Annotated in this window: 13 protein-coding genes and 1 tRNA gene; 6 read left to right on the top strand and 8 right to left on the bottom strand. The window is 64.3% G+C overall.

All coding sequences use genetic code 11. The features are described 5' to 3' along the window. Nucleotides 1-105: 105 nt before the first annotated feature. A complete protein-coding gene (gene mfd, locus BGI01S_RS07295) occupies nucleotides 106-3588 on the bottom strand; it encodes a transcription-repair coupling factor (RefSeq protein ID WP_042323701.1) in 3483 nt (1160 codons plus the stop codon). A gap of 121 nt (nucleotides 3589-3709) precedes the next feature. Between mfd and ispD the strand changes: the two genes are divergently transcribed. Together ispD and ispF are read left to right on the top strand one after the other, a co-directional pair. Next, nucleotides 3710-4423 carry a 2-C-methyl-D-erythritol 4-phosphate cytidylyltransferase gene (gene ispD / locus BGI01S_RS07290; RefSeq protein ID WP_042323698.1) on the top strand — a complete coding sequence of 238 codons (714 nt, stop codon included), beginning with the start codon at nucleotides 3710-3712 and terminating at the stop codon, nucleotides 4421-4423. A 51-nt stretch (nucleotides 4424-4474) separates the two neighbouring features. Continuing rightward, entirely contained in the window at nucleotides 4475-4954 is a 480-nt protein-coding gene (gene ispF, locus BGI01S_RS07285) for a 2-C-methyl-D-erythritol 2,4-cyclodiphosphate synthase (protein WP_042323697.1), read from the top strand. 81 nt (nucleotides 4955-5035) lie between these two features. Here the strand turns inward: ispF and BGI01S_RS07280 are convergent, their stop codons facing one another. From BGI01S_RS07280 to ompR, 4 genes are all read right to left on the bottom strand, one after another. After that, on the bottom strand, nucleotides 5036-5560 hold the full coding sequence (locus BGI01S_RS07280) for a carboxymuconolactone decarboxylase family protein (RefSeq protein ID WP_042323695.1): 525 nt from the start codon (nucleotides 5558-5560) through the stop codon (nucleotides 5036-5038). A 71-nt stretch (nucleotides 5561-5631) separates the two neighbouring features. Continuing rightward, nucleotides 5632-6180 carry a peroxiredoxin gene (locus BGI01S_RS07275; protein WP_042323693.1) on the bottom strand — a complete coding sequence of 183 codons (549 nt, stop codon included), beginning with the start codon at nucleotides 6178-6180 and terminating at the stop codon, nucleotides 5632-5634. Between the two features lie 185 nt (nucleotides 6181-6365). Continuing rightward, nucleotides 6366-7715: an ATP-binding protein gene (locus BGI01S_RS07270; RefSeq protein ID WP_042323691.1), complete on the bottom strand. Its 1350-nt coding sequence runs from the start codon at nucleotides 7713-7715 to the stop codon at nucleotides 6366-6368. 149 nt (nucleotides 7716-7864) lie between these two features. Further along, nucleotides 7865-8599 (bottom strand): osmolarity response regulator transcription factor OmpR, encoded by a 735-nt coding sequence (gene ompR / locus BGI01S_RS07265; RefSeq protein ID WP_006048917.1) that lies wholly within the window; start codon nucleotides 8597-8599, stop codon nucleotides 7865-7867. A 229-nt stretch (nucleotides 8600-8828) separates the two neighbouring features. Between ompR and BGI01S_RS30980 the strand changes: the two genes are divergently transcribed. Together BGI01S_RS30980 and BGI01S_RS07260 are read left to right on the top strand one after the other, a co-directional pair. Continuing rightward, nucleotides 8829-9158, top strand: a complete 330-nt coding sequence (locus BGI01S_RS30980) for a hypothetical protein (RefSeq protein WP_084585287.1) — start codon at nucleotides 8829-8831, stop codon at nucleotides 9156-9158. Nucleotides 9159-10033: 875 nt separating this feature from the next. After that, nucleotides 10034-11296 (top strand): DUF1501 domain-containing protein, encoded by a 1263-nt coding sequence (locus BGI01S_RS07260; RefSeq protein WP_042323688.1) that lies wholly within the window; start codon nucleotides 10034-10036, stop codon nucleotides 11294-11296. A 111-nt stretch (nucleotides 11297-11407) separates the two neighbouring features. Here BGI01S_RS07260 and BGI01S_RS07255 read toward each other — a convergent pair whose 3' ends face one another. After that, the gene (locus tag BGI01S_RS07255) at nucleotides 11408-12232 is read right to left on the bottom strand and encodes a squalene/phytoene synthase family protein (RefSeq protein WP_042323686.1); all 825 of its coding nucleotides are present in this window, start codon (nucleotides 12230-12232) and stop codon (nucleotides 11408-11410) included. 221 nt (nucleotides 12233-12453) lie between these two features. Between BGI01S_RS07255 and BGI01S_RS07250 the strand changes: the two genes are divergently transcribed. After that, nucleotides 12454-12540 (top strand) — tRNA-Leu (locus BGI01S_RS07250). A 144-nt stretch (nucleotides 12541-12684) separates the two neighbouring features. Here BGI01S_RS07250 and BGI01S_RS07245 read toward each other — a convergent pair. Next, complete coding sequence (locus BGI01S_RS07245; protein ID WP_042323684.1) at nucleotides 12685-12972, bottom strand: hypothetical protein; 288 nt, start codon at nucleotides 12970-12972, stop codon at nucleotides 12685-12687. Nucleotides 12973-13411: 439 nt separating this feature from the next. Between BGI01S_RS07245 and BGI01S_RS07240 the strand changes: the two genes are divergently transcribed. Continuing rightward, entirely contained in the window at nucleotides 13412-14890 is a 1479-nt protein-coding gene (locus BGI01S_RS07240; protein ID WP_042323682.1) for a DUF3999 domain-containing protein, read from the top strand. Nucleotides 14891-15191: 301 nt separating this feature from the next. Here the strand turns inward: BGI01S_RS07240 and BGI01S_RS07235 are convergent, their stop codons facing one another. After that, nucleotides 15192-15644, bottom strand: a complete 453-nt coding sequence (locus BGI01S_RS07235) for a MarR family winged helix-turn-helix transcriptional regulator (protein ID WP_042324488.1) — start codon at nucleotides 15642-15644, stop codon at nucleotides 15192-15194. Nucleotides 15645-15704: the final 60 nt, after the last annotated feature.

Raw genomic sequence — 15704 nt, 5'->3', positions numbered from 1 at the left:
AAACGCTTTACGTCCCCCCGTTTTATGACGTGACGCCAACCACGGGCGAGGGCGGGTGAGACGCGCGATTCAATGCGCGATTCACCGCCCAGCTCGGGACTCAACTCAGCGCGCGGCCGCAGCAGGCGCCGTGCCACGACTCGGCGCACCGAGCGCGCGCAAGGTTTCCTTGACCGTTGCGACGCGTACCGCGAGGTCGGGGCTGCGCGTTTCGATGCGCAACTTGTCCTGGCCCGCGAGCTTGATGTGCTTGTGCTTCTGCACCATCTCGATGATCCGCATCGCGTCGATCGGCGGATTGGGGATGAACTGCAAGCCGATCACCGCTTCGCCCGCATCGATCTTCGAAATGCCGAGCGGCTTCGCGGCGAGCCGCAGACGATGCGTCTCCACGAGCGCATGTGCTTGCGGCGGCAACTTGCCGAAGCGGTCGATCAGCTCCTCCTGAATGCCGTCGATCGAGTCGCTGTGCTCGCAGTTGGCAAGGCGTTTGTAAAGCGACAGACGTTCCTGCACATCGCCGCAATAGTCCGCGGGCAGAATGGCCGGCGCGTGCAGGTTGATTTCGGTGGTCGCGGCGAGCGGCGCGGTGAGGTCGGGTTCCTTGCCTTCCTTGAGCGCCTTCACCGCATCGTTCAGCATGTCGGTATAGAGCTGGAAGCCGATCTCGTGAATCTCGCCCGACTGCTTGTCGCCGAGCACTTCGCCGGTGCCGCGAATTTCGAGGTCGTGCATCGCCAGATAGAAGCCCGAGCCGAGTTCCTCCATCTGCTGGATCGCTTCGAGGCGGCGTTGCGCCTGCTTGGTCAGCCCCTGCGGGTCATGCACCAGCAGATACGAATACGCCTGGTGATGCGAGCGGCCCACACGTCCGCGCAACTGGTGCAATTGCGCGAGGCCGAACTTGTCGGCGCGATGAATCAGGATGGTGTTCGCGCTCGGCACGTCGATGCCGGTTTCGATAATCGTCGTGCACAGCAGCACGTTTGCGCGTTGTGCCACGAAGTCGCGCATCACGCGTTCGAGTTCGCGTTCGTGCATCTGTCCATGCGCGACCGCGATGCGTGCTTCGGGCACCAGCGCTTCGAGCATCTGCCGGCGATTCTCGATCGTCTCGACTTCGTTGTGCAGGAAGTAGACCTGGCCGCCGCGCTTCAGCTCGCGCAGCATCGCTTCGCGAATCACGCTGTCTTCTTCGCGGCGCACGAAGGTTTTGATCGCGAGGCGCTTTTGCGGCGCGGTGGCAATCACCGAAAAATCGCGCAGCCCTTCGAGCGCCATGCCGAGCGTACGCGGGATCGGCGTCGCGGTTAGCGTGAGCACGTCGACTTCCGCGCGCAGCGCCTTGAGCGCCTCCTTCTGACGCACGCCGAAGCGATGTTCCTCGTCGATGATCACGAGCCCCAGCCGCTTGAATTGCACATCCGACGACAACAGCTTGTGCGTACCGATCACGATGTCGACCGTGCCTTCGTTGATCTGCTGGATCGCCGCGTTGACTTCCTTGGTCGACTTGAAGCGCGACAGTTCGGCGATGCGCACCGGCCAGTCGGAGAAGCGATCGGTGAAGGTCTGCGTGTGCTGTTCGGCGAGCAGCGTGGTGGGCGAGAGCAGCGCGACCTGCTTGCCGCCCATCACCGCGATGAACGCCGCGCGCAATGCCACCTCGGTCTTGCCGAAGCCGACGTCGCCGCACACGAGGCGGTCCATCGGCTTGCCGCTCGTCATGTCGCCGATCACGGCCGCGATCGCGGCGGCCTGATCGGGCGTTTCCTCGAAGCCGAAGCTCTCGGCGAACTTCACGTAATCCTTCGGTTCGAGCGCGAAGGCGTGGCCCGAACGCGCGGCGCGGCGCGCATACAGGTTCAGTAGTTCGGCGGCGGTGTCGCGAATCTGTTGCGCGGCCTTGCGTTTGGCCTTTTCCCACTGGCCCGAACCGAGCGAGTGCAACGGCGCGCTTTCCGGGTCGGCGCCGCTATAGCGCGAGATCACGTGCAGTTGCGCGACCGGCACGTAGAGCTTGCTGTCGCCCGCGTATTCGAGGTGCAGGAACTCGGTCTCGCCTTCGCCGAGGTCCATCGTCACTAGACCCATATAGCGGCCGATACCGTGCTGCGAATGCACGACCGGGTCGCCCACTTTAAGCTCGGACAGATCGCGCACCATCGAATCGACGTTGCTCGCCTGTTCCTGGCGGCGGCGTCCCGCACGGCGCGCGAGCGGTCCGTACAGCTCGGTTTCGGTGATGATCGCGATGCCGTCGGCCGGCACCGCGAAGCCGTTGGCGAGCGGCGCGACGCCCAGCGAGAAGTGCGCGTCGCCGAGCAGCCAGTCCTGGAAGCTGTCGCTCGAAGCGGGTTTCAGATGATTGTCGGCCAGCAGCTGAAGCAGCGTTTCGCGCCGGCCCGCCGATTCGGCGGCGAACAGCACGCGATTCGGCGTGCTGTTCAGATACGCGCGCAACGCCAGCACGGGATCGTCCGCGTGACGGTCGATCGCGAGATTGGGCAGCGGCGTCGACCAGCCGCCGCCCGCGTTCGCGGGTAACGCGAGCCGCGCGAACGGCTTGGCGAACGTGAAGAAGTCCTGGTCCGTCAGGAACAGCCGCTCCGGGTCGAGGATCGGCCGGTCGCGATCGTGCGACAGGAAGTTGTAGCGCTGCTTCGTGTCGTTGGTAAAGCGCCGGATCGCCGCTTCCAGATCGCCGACCAGCACCAGTTGCGCGCCTTCCGGCAGGTAGTGGAACAGCGTCGCCGTCTCCTCGAAGAAGAGCGGCAGATAGTATTCGATGCCCGCCGACGGCACGCCGTTGCCGATGTCCTTGTAAACCGACGCGCGGCTCGGGTCGCCCTCGAAGCTCTCGCGCCAGCGGCTGCGGAACGCGGTGCGCGCGGCTTCATCGAACGGGAACTCGCGGCCCGGCAAAAGGCGCACGTCCTTCACCGGGTAGAGGCTGCGCTGCGTGTCCGGATCGAACGCGCGGATCGAGTCGACCTGGTCGTCGAACAGGTCGATCCGGTAGGGCAGCGGCGAGCCCATCGGATAAAGATCGAGCAGCGAGCCGCGCACGCAGTACTCGCCGGGACGCACCACCTGGCTCACGTGCTCGTAGCCGGCGAGCGTCAGCTGCGCCTTGAGCTTCGCTTCGTCGAGGCGCTCGCCTTGCGAGAACGAAAACGTGTAGGCGGCGAGGAACGACGCGGGCGGCATCCGGTAGAGCGCCGTGGTGGCGGGCACCAGCAGGATGTCGCAACGGCCCTCGCCGAGATCGTGCAGCGTGGCGAGGCGCTCGGAGACCAGATCCTGGTGCGGCGAAAAGGTATCGTAAGGCAACGTTTCCCAATCGGGCAGCAGGCGCACCCGCGCGTCGGGCGCGAAGAAGCCGATTTCCTGCGACAGGCGCTGCGCATCGACGGCGCTTTCGCACACGACCGCCAGCAGCGGCACCTTCTCGCGCCAGGCGAGATGGTAGCGGGCGATCAGCAGCGCGTCGGACGAGCCGTGCGTGCCGTCGAAGGTGAAACGCTGGCCGGCCTTGACGAGCGCGACGGGCGGAGAGGACTGCGATGATGCGGCGATGTCTGGCATAGAAGAGAGAAAGCGGCCTCGGGCTCACACGTGATCGGCAAGTTTACGCGTGTCGGGGCGTGGATGCGAAGGACCTATTATAAAATCCGTCCTTTACTTTGACCTCGCGGCATCCGCACTCGTGACTTCCCGTCTATTTGCCCTGATTCCGTGCGCAGGCACCGGCAGCCGATCCGGCGCCGCGATGCCCAAACAATATCGCACTGTCGCCGGTCGCGACATGTTGCATTACTCGCTGGCCGCGTTCGACGCGTGCAGCGAGTTTGCGCAGACCCTGGTCGTGATCGCCCCCGACGACCAGCACTTCGACGCGCGCCGCTTCGGCGGGCTGCGTTTCGCGGTGCGCCGCGTGGGCGGCGCGTCGCGCCAGGCGTCGGTGCTGAACGGCCTGCATGCGCTCGCCGGGTTCGGCGCGCGCGACGACGACTGGGTGCTGGTGCACGACGCGGCGCGCCCCGGCATCACGCCGGCGCTGATCCGCACGCTGATCGGCGCGCTGAAGACCGACCCGGTGGGCGGCATCATGGCGTTGCCGGTCGCGGATACGTTGAAGCGCATCGACGGCGCGTCAGGCGACGGCCGCATTGCCCGCACCGAGGCGCGCGACGGCTTGTGGCAGGCGCAGACGCCGCAGATGTTTCGCATCGGCATGTTGCGCGAGGCGATTCTGCGCGCGCAGGCTGACGGCCACGATCTCACCGACGAAGCGAGCGCGATCGAATGGCTCGGACATGCGCCGAAGCTGGTGCAGGGCAGCCTGCGCAACTTCAAGGTGACCTATCCGGAAGATTTCGATCTGGCCGAGGCGATTCTGTCCCGGCCTTCGGCGTCGTGATGAATTTCAGTTTCAGTTGGCCGACTTAAAGGACTTGAGGACTTGACGCATATGGATTTGAGAATTGGGCAGGGCTACGACGTGCATGCGCTGGTGCCGGGGCGTCCGCTGATCATCGGCGGCGTGACGATTCCTTATGAGCGCGGGCTGCTTGGGCACTCGGACGCGGACGTGCTGCTGCATGCGATTACCGACGCGCTGTTCGGCGCGGCCGCGCTGGGCGATATCGGCCGCCATTTCTCCGATACCGATGCGAAGTTCGCCGGTGCGGACAGCCGTGTGCTGTTGCGCGAGTGTGTTGCGCGGGTGAAGGCGGCGGGCTTTTCGATTGCCAATGTGGATAGCAGCGTGGTCGCGCAGGCGCCCAAGCTCGCGCCGCATATCGAAGGGATGCGCGCGCATATCGCCGAAGATTTGGGTTTGCCGGTCGAGCGGGTGAACGTCAAGGCCAAGACCAACGAGAAGCTCGGTTATCTCGGCCGGGGCGAGGGGATCGAAGCGCAGGCGGTGGTCTTGCTGATCAAGGCCTGATCCACGGCTGATGAGGCGCTTGTGTTGCCTTCGGTCATCCGAAGGCAACACAGTCTTGTAGCCGCGCGCGCTGCAAACCCGCTATTTCTCCTCTGCCGCAATGCATTGCGCAGCCGCATTGACCACTGCCGCGATGCGGCCCACGTCGCGCAATTGCGTGGAACTCATGCCCTCGGCAACCAGCGTGTCGAAGTGCGACTTCACACAAAAATGGCATTTGCCGATGATCGATGCCGCCAGCGCATACATCTCGAAACGCCGCTTGTCGACGCCGCCATGCGACGCGTAGGCGTTCATCCGTAACTGCGCCGGTTGCGATTTGAGGTCCGCGCTGCCAGTCATCTCGACGTACGGATACCAGACGTTGTTCATGCCCATCAACGCGGCCGCCGTCAACGCGCCGTGGGTTTCTTCCGGCGACAACACGCCGGCATCGCGAATCGCGTCGACGATCACCGTGCTTTTGGCGGCGAATGCCGCCGCCAGCGCGACACCGACCGCGTCGTTCCCTTCGAGCGACGAGCGGGCAATCGTCCCGTCGAGATTGAGCCGGATGTCCTTCGCGTAGTCCGGTATCCGGGCCTTGATCGAAGCCAGGAATTCCATGGCGTCTCCTATCGAATGGTCGATAAAAAGCCCGCGGCGCTTCGCGCACGGCGGGCTTATGACGACACGGCTTACAGCGTCGCGCCGCCGACGGCGCGATTGCACGGACAGAGTTCGTCCGTTTGCAGGCCGTCGAGAATGCGCAGCACTTCTTCCGGATTGCGGCCGACGTTCAGGTTGTTCACCGACACGTGCTGGATCGTATTGTCCGGATCGACGATGAAGGTGGCGCGCAGCGCGACGCCGGCTTCCTTGTCGCGCACGCCGAGCTGATCGATCAACTCGCCCTTCACGTCGCCGAACGAGTAGTGATTGAGCTTGCTCAGATCCTTATGCTCGCGGCGCCATGCAAGTTTGACGAATTCGTTATCGACACTGCCGCCCAGCAATACGGCGTCGCGCTCTTCGAAGTCGCCCGCGAGCTTGCCGAACTCGACGATTTCCGTCGGGCACACGAACGTGAAATCCTTCGGATAGAAATAGATGATCTTCCACTTGCCGGGGAACGACTGCTCCGTGATTTCTTCGAACGCCGACACGCCGTTTTCTTCATGGTTGTTGAAGCCCGGCTTGGCAGCAGTGACGGTGAACGCTTCGACTTTATCGCCAACGGTTTTCATGCGAGTGCTCCTTCGTGTGTTGGAAAAAACAGCATGTTCAGGCTACCAGCTCGTGATAACGAGCGCGTTACATCGTCTCACTATAGTTCTATGAAACTATGTGTTCAGTAGTTTTTTTCTAACGACCCGGATAGTTATTATTCAACGCGGTGGCGCGCGAAAGAGAAGAAAGCGCCCGGCTCCGCTCACACGCCTTTGGCGAGAGGAAACTCGATGGTGACTTCGAGCCCCGGTCCTGGCGTGCGATTGCGCAAGCGCAGCGCGCCGCGGTAACGGCCCACGAGACGCTGAACAATCGCCATGCCAAGACCCGTGCCATTGGCCTGGGTGCGCGCCGAATTAACCCGGTAGAACGGCCGTGTGACGAGCGCCAACTGGTCTTCCGGAATGCCGGGGCCTTCGTCGACCACCGACAGCTCGACGCGCGAATGCGACACACGTGTCTCCAGAATCACACGCGGGATGCCGTCGCCGTCGCTCAGGCCGTACTTGCGCGCGTTCTCCAGCAGGTTGCCGACCACGCGCCGCATGTCGGTTTCATCGGCCTCGATCACCGCCGACGGCGCGAGCCGCGTGATCAGCCGCATGCTGTCCTCGCTCTGCATGCGCGCGGCCAGTTCGCCGGCGATCACGGACAGGTCGACCGGCTCCGGCACGCGCTGCACCGGACGCGCGTAATCGAGGAAGCGGCCGATGATCATGTCCATCTGTTCGATGTCGTCGACCATTGCATCTTTCGTACTCTGGTCCGACGGACTCATTTCGGTTTCGAGCCGCAGCCGGGCGAGCGGCGTGCGCAGATCGTGCGAGATGCCCGCGAGCATCAGCGCGCGGTCGGCTTCGAGCTGCTCGAGGTCCTGCACCATCTGGTTGAAACTGCGATTGGTTTCGGCGGCGACGCCCATGCCGCGCTCGGGCAGCGGATCGGGCGCCTGGCCCGAGCCGACCTTGCGCGCGGCCATCGCGAGCCGGGCGAACGGCCGGTTCACGAGACTCGTGATGAACGCCGCGCCGAACAGCGACAGCGCCAGTGCGAACACGCCCCAGCCGGCCCATTGCAAGCCGGTCGCGTTGTCCAGCTGATCGCGGTCGAGCGCGACCCAGTAATCGTCGTCGTCGATCTTGAAGCTGATCCACACGCCGTTGATGTCGTTCACGCTCTGCGCGATGATCGTGTCATCGCCGAGGCGCCCGCGAATGTCGTGTTCGATCAGGCGGTTCAGCGACTCGTCGGGCTGTAGCTTGTATTTATCGGTGGCCTCGCGCGGGTACACGCGCACCCCTTCATTGCTTTCCAGATCCTGCAACAGCGCGCGCCGCAGGTCGGGATCGGAATAGAGGAGGGCGGTGCGTGTGAGCTTGACGATCGCGACGAGTTGCAAAGCCACGCGCTGCGCGCGCGGCTCGCGTTCGATCACGCGGAAGCTCTGAAACCACGCGGCGAGACTGACTGCGATCAGCAGTGCGATCAACAGAAAAGTTCGCCAGAAAAGGCCGCCGAACGCGAGCGTCAGGAGGCGCCGGTCGATCCGCATGGGCCCTTCTTATCTGAAATCAAAGACAGCAACTGTTTTGCGTGGGATCGGAGTCGATGCTGAAGCGCCGACTCTGGTCGATGCGGTGCATGGGACCAGAGTAAGCGCTAGAGCGCCAACTCTGGTCGACATACAAGATGAAAACAAGCTCAGGCTGCACCGTCGGGGATGAAGACGTAGCCCAGACCCCACACGGTTTGAATGAAGCGCGGGCTGCCCGGATCGGGTTCGATCAGCTTGCGCAGACGCGAGATCTGCACGTCGAGGCTGCGGTCGAAGACTTCATATTCACGGCCGCGTGCGAGCTCCATCAGCTTTTCACGCGACAGCGGCTGGCGCGGATGACGCGCGAACACCTTGAGTACCGAGAACTCGCCCGTGGTCAACGGAATTTCCTGGCCGGCCTTGGTGAGCGTGCGCGTGGCGAGGTTCAGCGCGAACTCGCCGAATTCGAACACCTCGGTGGTTTCGGACGGCGCCCCCGGCAACTCCGACGGCGACTGGCGGCGCAGCACCGCGTGAATGCGCGCGACCAGTTCGCGCGGATTGAACGGCTTGGGCAGATAGTCGTCGGCGCCCATCTCGAGCCCGACAATACGATCGACGTCTTCACCCTTGGCCGTCAGCATGATGATCGGCGTACGGTCGTTGCTGCCACGCAGACGGCGGCAGATCGACAGGCCGTCCTCGCCGGGCAGCATCAGATCGAGCACCAGCAGATCGAAGCGTTCCCGTACCCAGAGCTTGTTCATGGACGGCGCATTCTCGGCGACGTACACGTTGAAGCCCTGTTCGCCGAGATAGCGGCGCAGCAGATCGCGCAGGCGGGGATCGTCGTCGACGACGAGGATTTTCGAAGGGTTTTTGGTTTCCATGGTCGGCATCTTAGCGCGATTAGAAAGTGGTGCGCGGTTGCATCGTTTACGGGGTTACAGTCAGTTACAAAATTTACCCGCACTGTGGCACGACGTAAAGCACGGGCAGGTAGACTGCTTTACTGAATGCGGCTGTTCGGTGGATACTTCACTCGACAACAACTCTCGCACCCGGCTCGTTACCGGGGTCTGTATACGCATTTGAGGTAGCCGGTTGCCGCGCCACGAAGGGAACAACATGAAAGGAGGGGTTTGGCCGAATGTGCGCTTGAGCGTCATTGCACTGGCAGTAGCCGGTACGCTCGCAGGCTCACTGGGACCAACGCTCGCCCATGCCCAGCCTTCAGCCGACAGAGCTGCGAGTGAGCACGCGCCGAAGTCCGGCAACTCGCGGCCTAATCGCCGTAACAGTCCGAGTGCCGATCGCCCCGCATCAGACGCGATGTTGCGCACAGCAGTTCCCCCCGATCTTGATCAACGTCGTCGCGACGGTCATATGACGCCCGACGAACGGCGTCTATTGCGGCAGCACATCGAAGATGCTGTCCGCGAACTCTATAAGCGGTAGCTTTTTTCGTGCCCGTTCGCGGCACGTATCCCACGAAGCGTCCGCGCGCGAAAGTCTCTTTGTACTTCCCTTGGGTCTTTACCCGTCCATTCTGCCGTTGAGCGGACCACGCGACGCGCGTATGCCTGCCCGAACGTTTTTTCCGACGCCCGTCAACCAGGGTGATCGATGATGAACTCGTCGCGCCGGGTAATTGCGGGTGATGCGTTGTAGCTTTGGCCAATGTTGAGACGGTAGCGAAGGCGATGGACTACGTGTCTGAAGTCATCCCCGCGACCGAAGAAACGCGCGAGACCGAGCCGACTATCGCTACTGTGAACCGCAATGCACGCGTGCTCAGCGTTACGAAGCATTACTTGAAGGTCGCGTGCGCGAGAGGTTGAACGTGCCGTTGCCGCGGACCTGGCATAGTGCGCTGTAGCGTAGTGCCGGTTCGACGTAGCACGCGCACGGTCCATTCTTCGGAGCCAGGAGAAGACGTTGTGCGGACGCTGTGCGCTCATGCGCGAGGCCACTTCAACACGTTGCTGCACGACACAGCAAAAGAGCTGGCGACGCTGCGACGCGTAATGCCGCGCAAACGACACTTCGCGAGCCGAAGACAAAGACAAAGCCGTCGCTGCAATGCACATGGCGCGACTCGGGCAAGGTAGCGTACGCTTCGATGTCGCGAGTCCGGTTCGCGCATCACAACGCGACAGCACGACAGCACGACGCCGCCGGCGAAGCCAGGACCATCTGTCGAACAGCAGTTGCAGCACGCGATCCTGCCGCTCACGCCCATCGGCCCCGGCCACACCGATTCGAACGTGAGCGTCTGCCTGGAGATGTCGACGGAGACCCGACTCGCGCCATCACAACAGACGAGGTTAAGAATGGAACGACGCAGCTTCCTGTCGATGGGCGCAGCCGCCGGCGCGGCGCTCTGGCTGCCGCGCTCGTTCGGCGCCCAGGTGGGAGCGCCCGGCGTATCGCGAGGCAGCGGCTACCGCAACCTGCTGATTCTCGTCGAACTGAAAGGCGGCAACGATGGTTTGAATACCGTGATTCCGTTTGCCGATCCCACTTATTACGCGCTGCGCAAGAACATCGGCATCAAGCGCGAGCTGGCAATTCAACTCGACGAACGCACCGCGCTGCATCCGTCGTTGCAGCCGCTGATGCCGCTGTGGCGCAGCCAGCAATTGGCGATCGTGCAGGGCTTGGGCTACGCGCAGCCGAACCTGTCGCATTTTCGCTCGACCGAAATCTGGGACACCGCATCGCGCGCCGATCAGTACCTGCGCGACGGATGGCTGACGCGTGCGTTTGCGCACATGCCGGTGCCCACCGGCTTCGCCGCCGATGGCGTGGTGATCGGCAGCCCGGAGATGGGGCCGCTCGCGCACGGCGTACGCGCATTCATGCTGACCAATCCTGCGCAGTGGAGCGAGGCGACGTGGCCCGCGATGCCCACGACGCCGATCTTGCAGACGCGCAACCCGGCGCTGACGAATCATCGCGATAACGCCGGCAGCGTCGGCAAGGGCATCGCGAAAGCCCCGAACCGCGTGCGTCCCGCGCAGCGTCAAGCGCAGTTGAAGACGGTATTTCCCAACGGCGCATTCGGCAACGCGATCAAAACCGCGATGCAGCTGCTGGCCTTGCAGGACGTTCCGAGGGAAGGCGCGTCGAACAACACTGCGCAAAGCCAGCCGACAGGCGGGCAGGGCGTCGCCGTCATCCGGCTGACGCTGCACGGTTTCGATACGCATCAAAATCAGCAGGTTCGCCAAACCGCATTGCTCAGGCAACTCGCGGAAGGACTGACATCGATGAAGTCAGCGCTAGTGGAACTTGGCCGTTGGGACAGCACGCTCGTGATGACTTACGCCGAGTTCGGGCGTCGCGCGCGCGAGAACGACAACAAGGGCACTGATCACGGCACCGTGGCGCCGCATTTCGTGATGGGCGGACGCGTGCGGGGCGGTTTGTACGGAACGCCGCCGACGCTCGCGCGACTCGACGGCCATGGCAACTTGCCGCTCGGCGTCGATTTTCGGCAGCTTTACGCGACCGTGCTGGGACCCTGGTGGGGGCTCGACGCGTCCGCGATTCTTAAGCAGAGGTTCGAGCCGCTGCCGCTCCTGCGCGTTTGATGGTGAAGCAGCCAGGTGCCGCCGCGAGCTGTTCGCGCCGACGCGCCGAATGACTGCCATATTCGATCGCTTGCGCGGGCGCATGCAAACCGGCGCATCGTGCCGCCTCGACTATTTGGCGCGCCACGCGATCCAGAGCTTGCGAATCGGCGTCAACGCGATGCTTTGATGCAGAACGCGATAGCCGTCGCGTTCGATTTCATCGAGCAGCGCCAGGGCCAGCGCCGCCAGCGCGAGCAACGTGCGTTGCGCGCGGCGCTCTTGCGCGGGCACCGCGGCGAGCGCGCTCTGCAGCGCAGCGCGGGCGCGCCCGGTCTCGAAGCGCATCAGCTCGGTGAACGCATCGGTATATTTGCGATTGATCAGATCGGCGGCGGTGACGTTGAAGCGCTGCATCTCGTCGATCGGAATATAGATGCGCCCGTGCCGCGCATCGTTGCCCGTTTCGACGACGAACTGCGCGAGCAGCAGCGCCTCGCCGAGCGGCGCCGACCAGTCCGCCACGTGCGCGGCGTCCTTCGCCGTAGCGCGCGCGACCAGCGACGCGAAGGTGCCTCCCACGCTTTGCAGATAGCGCCGCAGATTCGGATAGTCGAGGTAACGCGCCTGGTCGAGGTCGATTTCGAAACCGGCGAGCAACGCCTGCAATGCCGGATATTCCGGCTTCACGTCGGGCAGATAGGCGGCCAGCGCCTTGGAAACCGGATGCGAGGGCGAACCCGAGGCGAGCGCGGCGATTTCGTTTTGCCACCACGCGAGCTTCGTGCGACCGATGGTCGGATCGCTGGTCTCCTTGACCGTTTCCTCGAACTCGCGGCGCAATGCGAACAGCGCCGTCAGCAATGGCTGACTTGCTGTGGGCGCTTGCCGCAGCGCATAGTAAGTGCTCGATCCGGGCGGCGCCGCTTTCTGCTGGCAATATTCGTCGAAATTCACTGGATTGGAAATGTGGGGGAAGGGCGGCCGAAGAAGAGTACGGCGTACGTGCGCCGAGCCGGAAATTCTAGCATCGGCGCCGCTTCGACAGATGCCAGCCAGGTGCAGACAAGCGCGAATCTATCGGTTAGAATCTCGCGCTTACGCTTTCGGGCGCGTGTTTCTGGCGCGGCCGCGAGCAGGCAGGACATCGGGCAGGACGCTTGGCGGCGTGCCCGGCTGCGAGGGTGGCGAAATTGGTAGACGCACCAGGTTTAGGTCCTGACGCCCGCAAGGGTGTAGGGGTTCGAGTCCCCTCCCTCGCACCACTTATCTGTAGCAAAAAACCCCGTTAAGTCGTTGGACTGACGGGGTTTTTTGTTTCCGGCTCGTGGCGGGTCGTAGCGGGTCGTAGCGGGTCGAGCGCGGGCCGTGCCGGCCGGAACGTCGGGTGAGAGGCTGCCCGACTTCGCTCAGACGCCCGGCGTGCCGGCTTGCGCCTGCGTGCCGGGCAGTTCGGCCTGAGCCGCGCCTTCGAGGAAACGGCGCGTCGATTCGAATGCCTGCAGCATCTGATCCGGCCACGGCGTTTGCAGCATGACCGCCTGATGGTTTTCGAATGCCGACGACAGCAGCTTGACCAGCTCCGGCGAGCGAAGATGACGCAGCAGTACGCTGACCGCGATCGCCGTCGCCTGGCTTGCGCCGGCGGTCTGGAGTTCTGATGCGGTGAGAGCCGCGACCTGTTTGTTGATGTCCACTGAAACTTCCTTGGATGAAAAGTGGGAGTGTGAAGGCTCGGTGGCCGGTGTCGAATTTTGACATGGTTGACGGCTTGCCGCGAATTCGGCGGCTGCGCGTCTACCGGACGCAAGTGTCGAATGACGAATGCGCGGTTTGCCATGGATGGCGCCGCCGGTCGCGTCGGGGATTCGTGGCGGCCGGGCGCGATCGCTATGCCCGCGCGCGCGCCGCATCATCGCGCCGGCGGGCCTTGGCGCTGGCGGGCGATGTCAGATTCGATACTCGCTCAGCCGTCAGTTTCGGTATTCTGGATGGTCTGAATCTCGCGTCGATTGCCTGCGCAACGGGCGGGTATCGAGCGGATCGTGTCGCTCGTCGGTATTGGTTTTGATGTCGCCAGTGATTGACTATTTGTCCCTGTTGCATCCCCAGGCTATGAACCCGGAATCTGCACAAATGAAGCATGTCTTGAGACTGACCGGCTGGTGCCTCGCATTCGCCGCCGTGTGGACGTCGGCCCCTGCCGCCGCCGACACTTTCGCGCAGCGTTTCTCAATCCAGCTCGAAGACGGCGCCCCGTACTACAGCGTGACGTTACCCGCGGCCGTCTACGCGGCGAGCCAGCGCAGCGATCTCGGCGACGTGCGCATATTCAACGGCGCCGGCGAGCCCGTGCCGTATGCGCTCGACGCGCCGCGCGAGCCCGCGCGCATGCCGCCGACGCTGCGTTCGGTGCGATGGTTTCCGTTGCCGTCCACCACAACCGGCGGCAACGGCGTGCCGTTCGGGGTAGCGATCGCGGCCGACGGCTCGTTGCGCGCGACCGCGGCGCCGCCGCCCCGCGCGCAGCACGACGTGGATCTGATCGATGTGGGACGCGCGCCGCGTGCGGGCCAGGTCGGCGCGTTGCTCGTGCATTTGCGCGACGACAACTACCAGGGCCGCGTGACGGTCGAGGCGAGCGACGATTTGCGTCACTGGCACCCCGCCGGCGATGCGCAACTGCTCAAGGTCCACTACAACGGCAGCATCCTGAGTCAGGACCGTATCGAGCTGGACGGCGCCCCGGCGCGCTACCTGCGTCTGCACTGGCTCGACGGCGCGCCCTATGTCGAATCGTTCGACGCGGAGGTGCACGCGATCGTCGCCAGCGAGGCGCGCCCGACCGATGCGTCGCGCGCCTGGCGCGAAGATATCGTCGCGCATGGGGGGCTGAAACCGGGCGAGTATTTCTTCACGACCGGCGGCTCCTATCCGGTCGACCGTTTGCGCTTGACGCTGCCTCAGCCCAACACGGTCGCCCCTGCCGTCGTCTACTCGCGACCGGGTCTGGACGCGCCGTGGCGCGAGGTCGCGAGCGCGATGCTGTTCCGCCTGCATAACGGCACGGTGGAGCAGAACAATCCGTCGCTCGAACTGAAGCCCGACACCGATCGTCAATGGCGCGTGGTGGTCGATACGCGCACTGGCGGACCCGGCAGCGGGAACCTGACCGTCGCGGCCGGCTGGCATCCGGCGACGCTGATTTTTGCCGCGCGCGGGGCTGCGCCGTTTACACTGGCGGTGGGTAGCGCGGCGACGGCGTCGGCGGCGTTGAGCCGGGATGCGCTGCTGGCGGACGCGTCGTCGGTGGCGGCGCCGGCCCGCGTGGGCGATACGCTGTTAGGCGTTGCGCAAGGGGCGAGCGACGGGGCGTCGGCGGCCGGCGATCCGGATGTACCGCGTCGTTATCTGCCGTGGGTGGCTTTGCTGCTGGCGGTGAGTTCGCTGGGGATGATCGCCTGGCGGCTCGCGCGCTTTGCGCAGTCGCGCATGCGGCAGGTGGCGGGCGGTGTGCCCGGCGCGTCTGCCATGCCGGGAGTGATGGGCGGTGTGGTCGACGACAAGGGCGCTGCCAGTGCAAATGCCGAAGGGGCGGGCAGCGAGAAGGGTTGAGAGGCGCGGGCGGATGATGGTTTCGTGCCGCTTCGCATTCGCACAGGTGGACGTGCATCGAGCGCTGGGGCGCGGATAGCTCTGCTGTGCGACTTGGAGATCGAGCGAGGGGGCTGCGTCGATCCGAGTGACACAGGGACGGGTGAGCGCGAGTTGATTGCTGCCGCTACGAAAAGCGCGCCGCGTGTAGTCGGATCGGAGCGCTGAATGGCTCCTGCGTCATCGCTCGGCACCCCGCATCAAGCACCGCAGAGAAAGCGAGCCGCCTGCCGCGCGAACGACCACTACGCGCGCGACACCCTCACACGCCGCGCGCCGTCATCGTCTCGATGATCTTGTCCAGCGCGAGGCCGAACGCGACCTTTTCCCGCTCGTCCAGACAGTCGAACAGGTCGCCGTTCCACTTGCGAGCGATCGGCATCACCTTCCGGTACAGCGCACGGCCTTCGGGCGTCAGCGACACCAGCACCACGCGACCGTCGGCGGTGCTCGGCTGGCGCTGCACGAGCCCTTGCCGGATCATCGCCTCGGCCGCGCGGCTCGCCTGGCTCTTGTCGAGATTGGCATGCCTCGCCAGCTCCATGATCGAGAACGGTCCGAACGAACCCACCGACGCAATCACCCGCGCCTCCGGCAAGGTCACGCCGAGTTTGGCCTGATAGCGCTCGCCGATGCCACGCTCGGCGAGTTTGTTCAGCACATGCAGACGGTACGTGAGGAATTGTTCGAGCCCGGCTTTAACGGAGTCCTTCATGGTCATCCCGTGGTGAGTGAGCGGTCGTGGCGCTGTGATTGTTGCCGCAACCGTTTCGCC

The organism is Paraburkholderia ginsengisoli NBRC 100965 (assembly GCF_000739735.1).
Taxonomy (GTDB): Bacteria; Pseudomonadota; Gammaproteobacteria; order Burkholderiales; family Burkholderiaceae; genus Paraburkholderia; species Paraburkholderia ginsengisoli.
Note: the sequence above shows the minus strand (reverse complement) of the source record. Positions and strands in the feature narration are given on the sequence as shown.

What these genes read in the sequence shown, in the direction of transcription:
- BGI01S_RS30980 (WP_084585287.1), top strand. Translation starts at nt 8,829, where the DNA reads ATGAAAGGAGGGGTTTGGCCGAATGTGCGCTTGAGCGTCATTGCACTG.
- BGI01S_RS07280 (WP_042323695.1), bottom strand. Translation starts at nt 5,560, where the DNA reads ATGGAATTCCTGGCTTCGATCAAGGCCCGGATACCGGACTACGCGAAG.
- BGI01S_RS07240 (WP_042323682.1), top strand. Translation starts at nt 13,412, where the DNA reads ATGAAGCATGTCTTGAGACTGACCGGCTGGTGCCTCGCATTCGCCGCC.
- ompR (WP_006048917.1), bottom strand. Translation starts at nt 8,599, where the DNA reads ATGCCGACCATGGAAACCAAAAACCCTTCGAAAATCCTCGTCGTCGAC.
- BGI01S_RS07260 (WP_042323688.1), top strand. Translation starts at nt 10,034, where the DNA reads ATGGAACGACGCAGCTTCCTGTCGATGGGCGCAGCCGCCGGCGCGGCG.
- BGI01S_RS07270 (WP_042323691.1), bottom strand. Translation starts at nt 7,715, where the DNA reads ATGCGGATCGACCGGCGCCTCCTGACGCTCGCGTTCGGCGGCCTTTTC.
- BGI01S_RS07275 (WP_042323693.1), bottom strand. Translation starts at nt 6,180, where the DNA reads ATGAAAACCGTTGGCGATAAAGTCGAAGCGTTCACCGTCACTGCTGCC.
- mfd (WP_042323701.1), bottom strand. Translation starts at nt 3,588, where the DNA reads ATGCCAGACATCGCCGCATCATCGCAGTCCTCTCCGCCCGTCGCGCTC.
- ispF (WP_042323697.1), top strand. Translation starts at nt 4,475, where the DNA reads ATGGATTTGAGAATTGGGCAGGGCTACGACGTGCATGCGCTGGTGCCG.
- BGI01S_RS07235 (WP_042324488.1), bottom strand. Translation starts at nt 15,644, where the DNA reads ATGAAGGACTCCGTTAAAGCCGGGCTCGAACAATTCCTCACGTACCGT.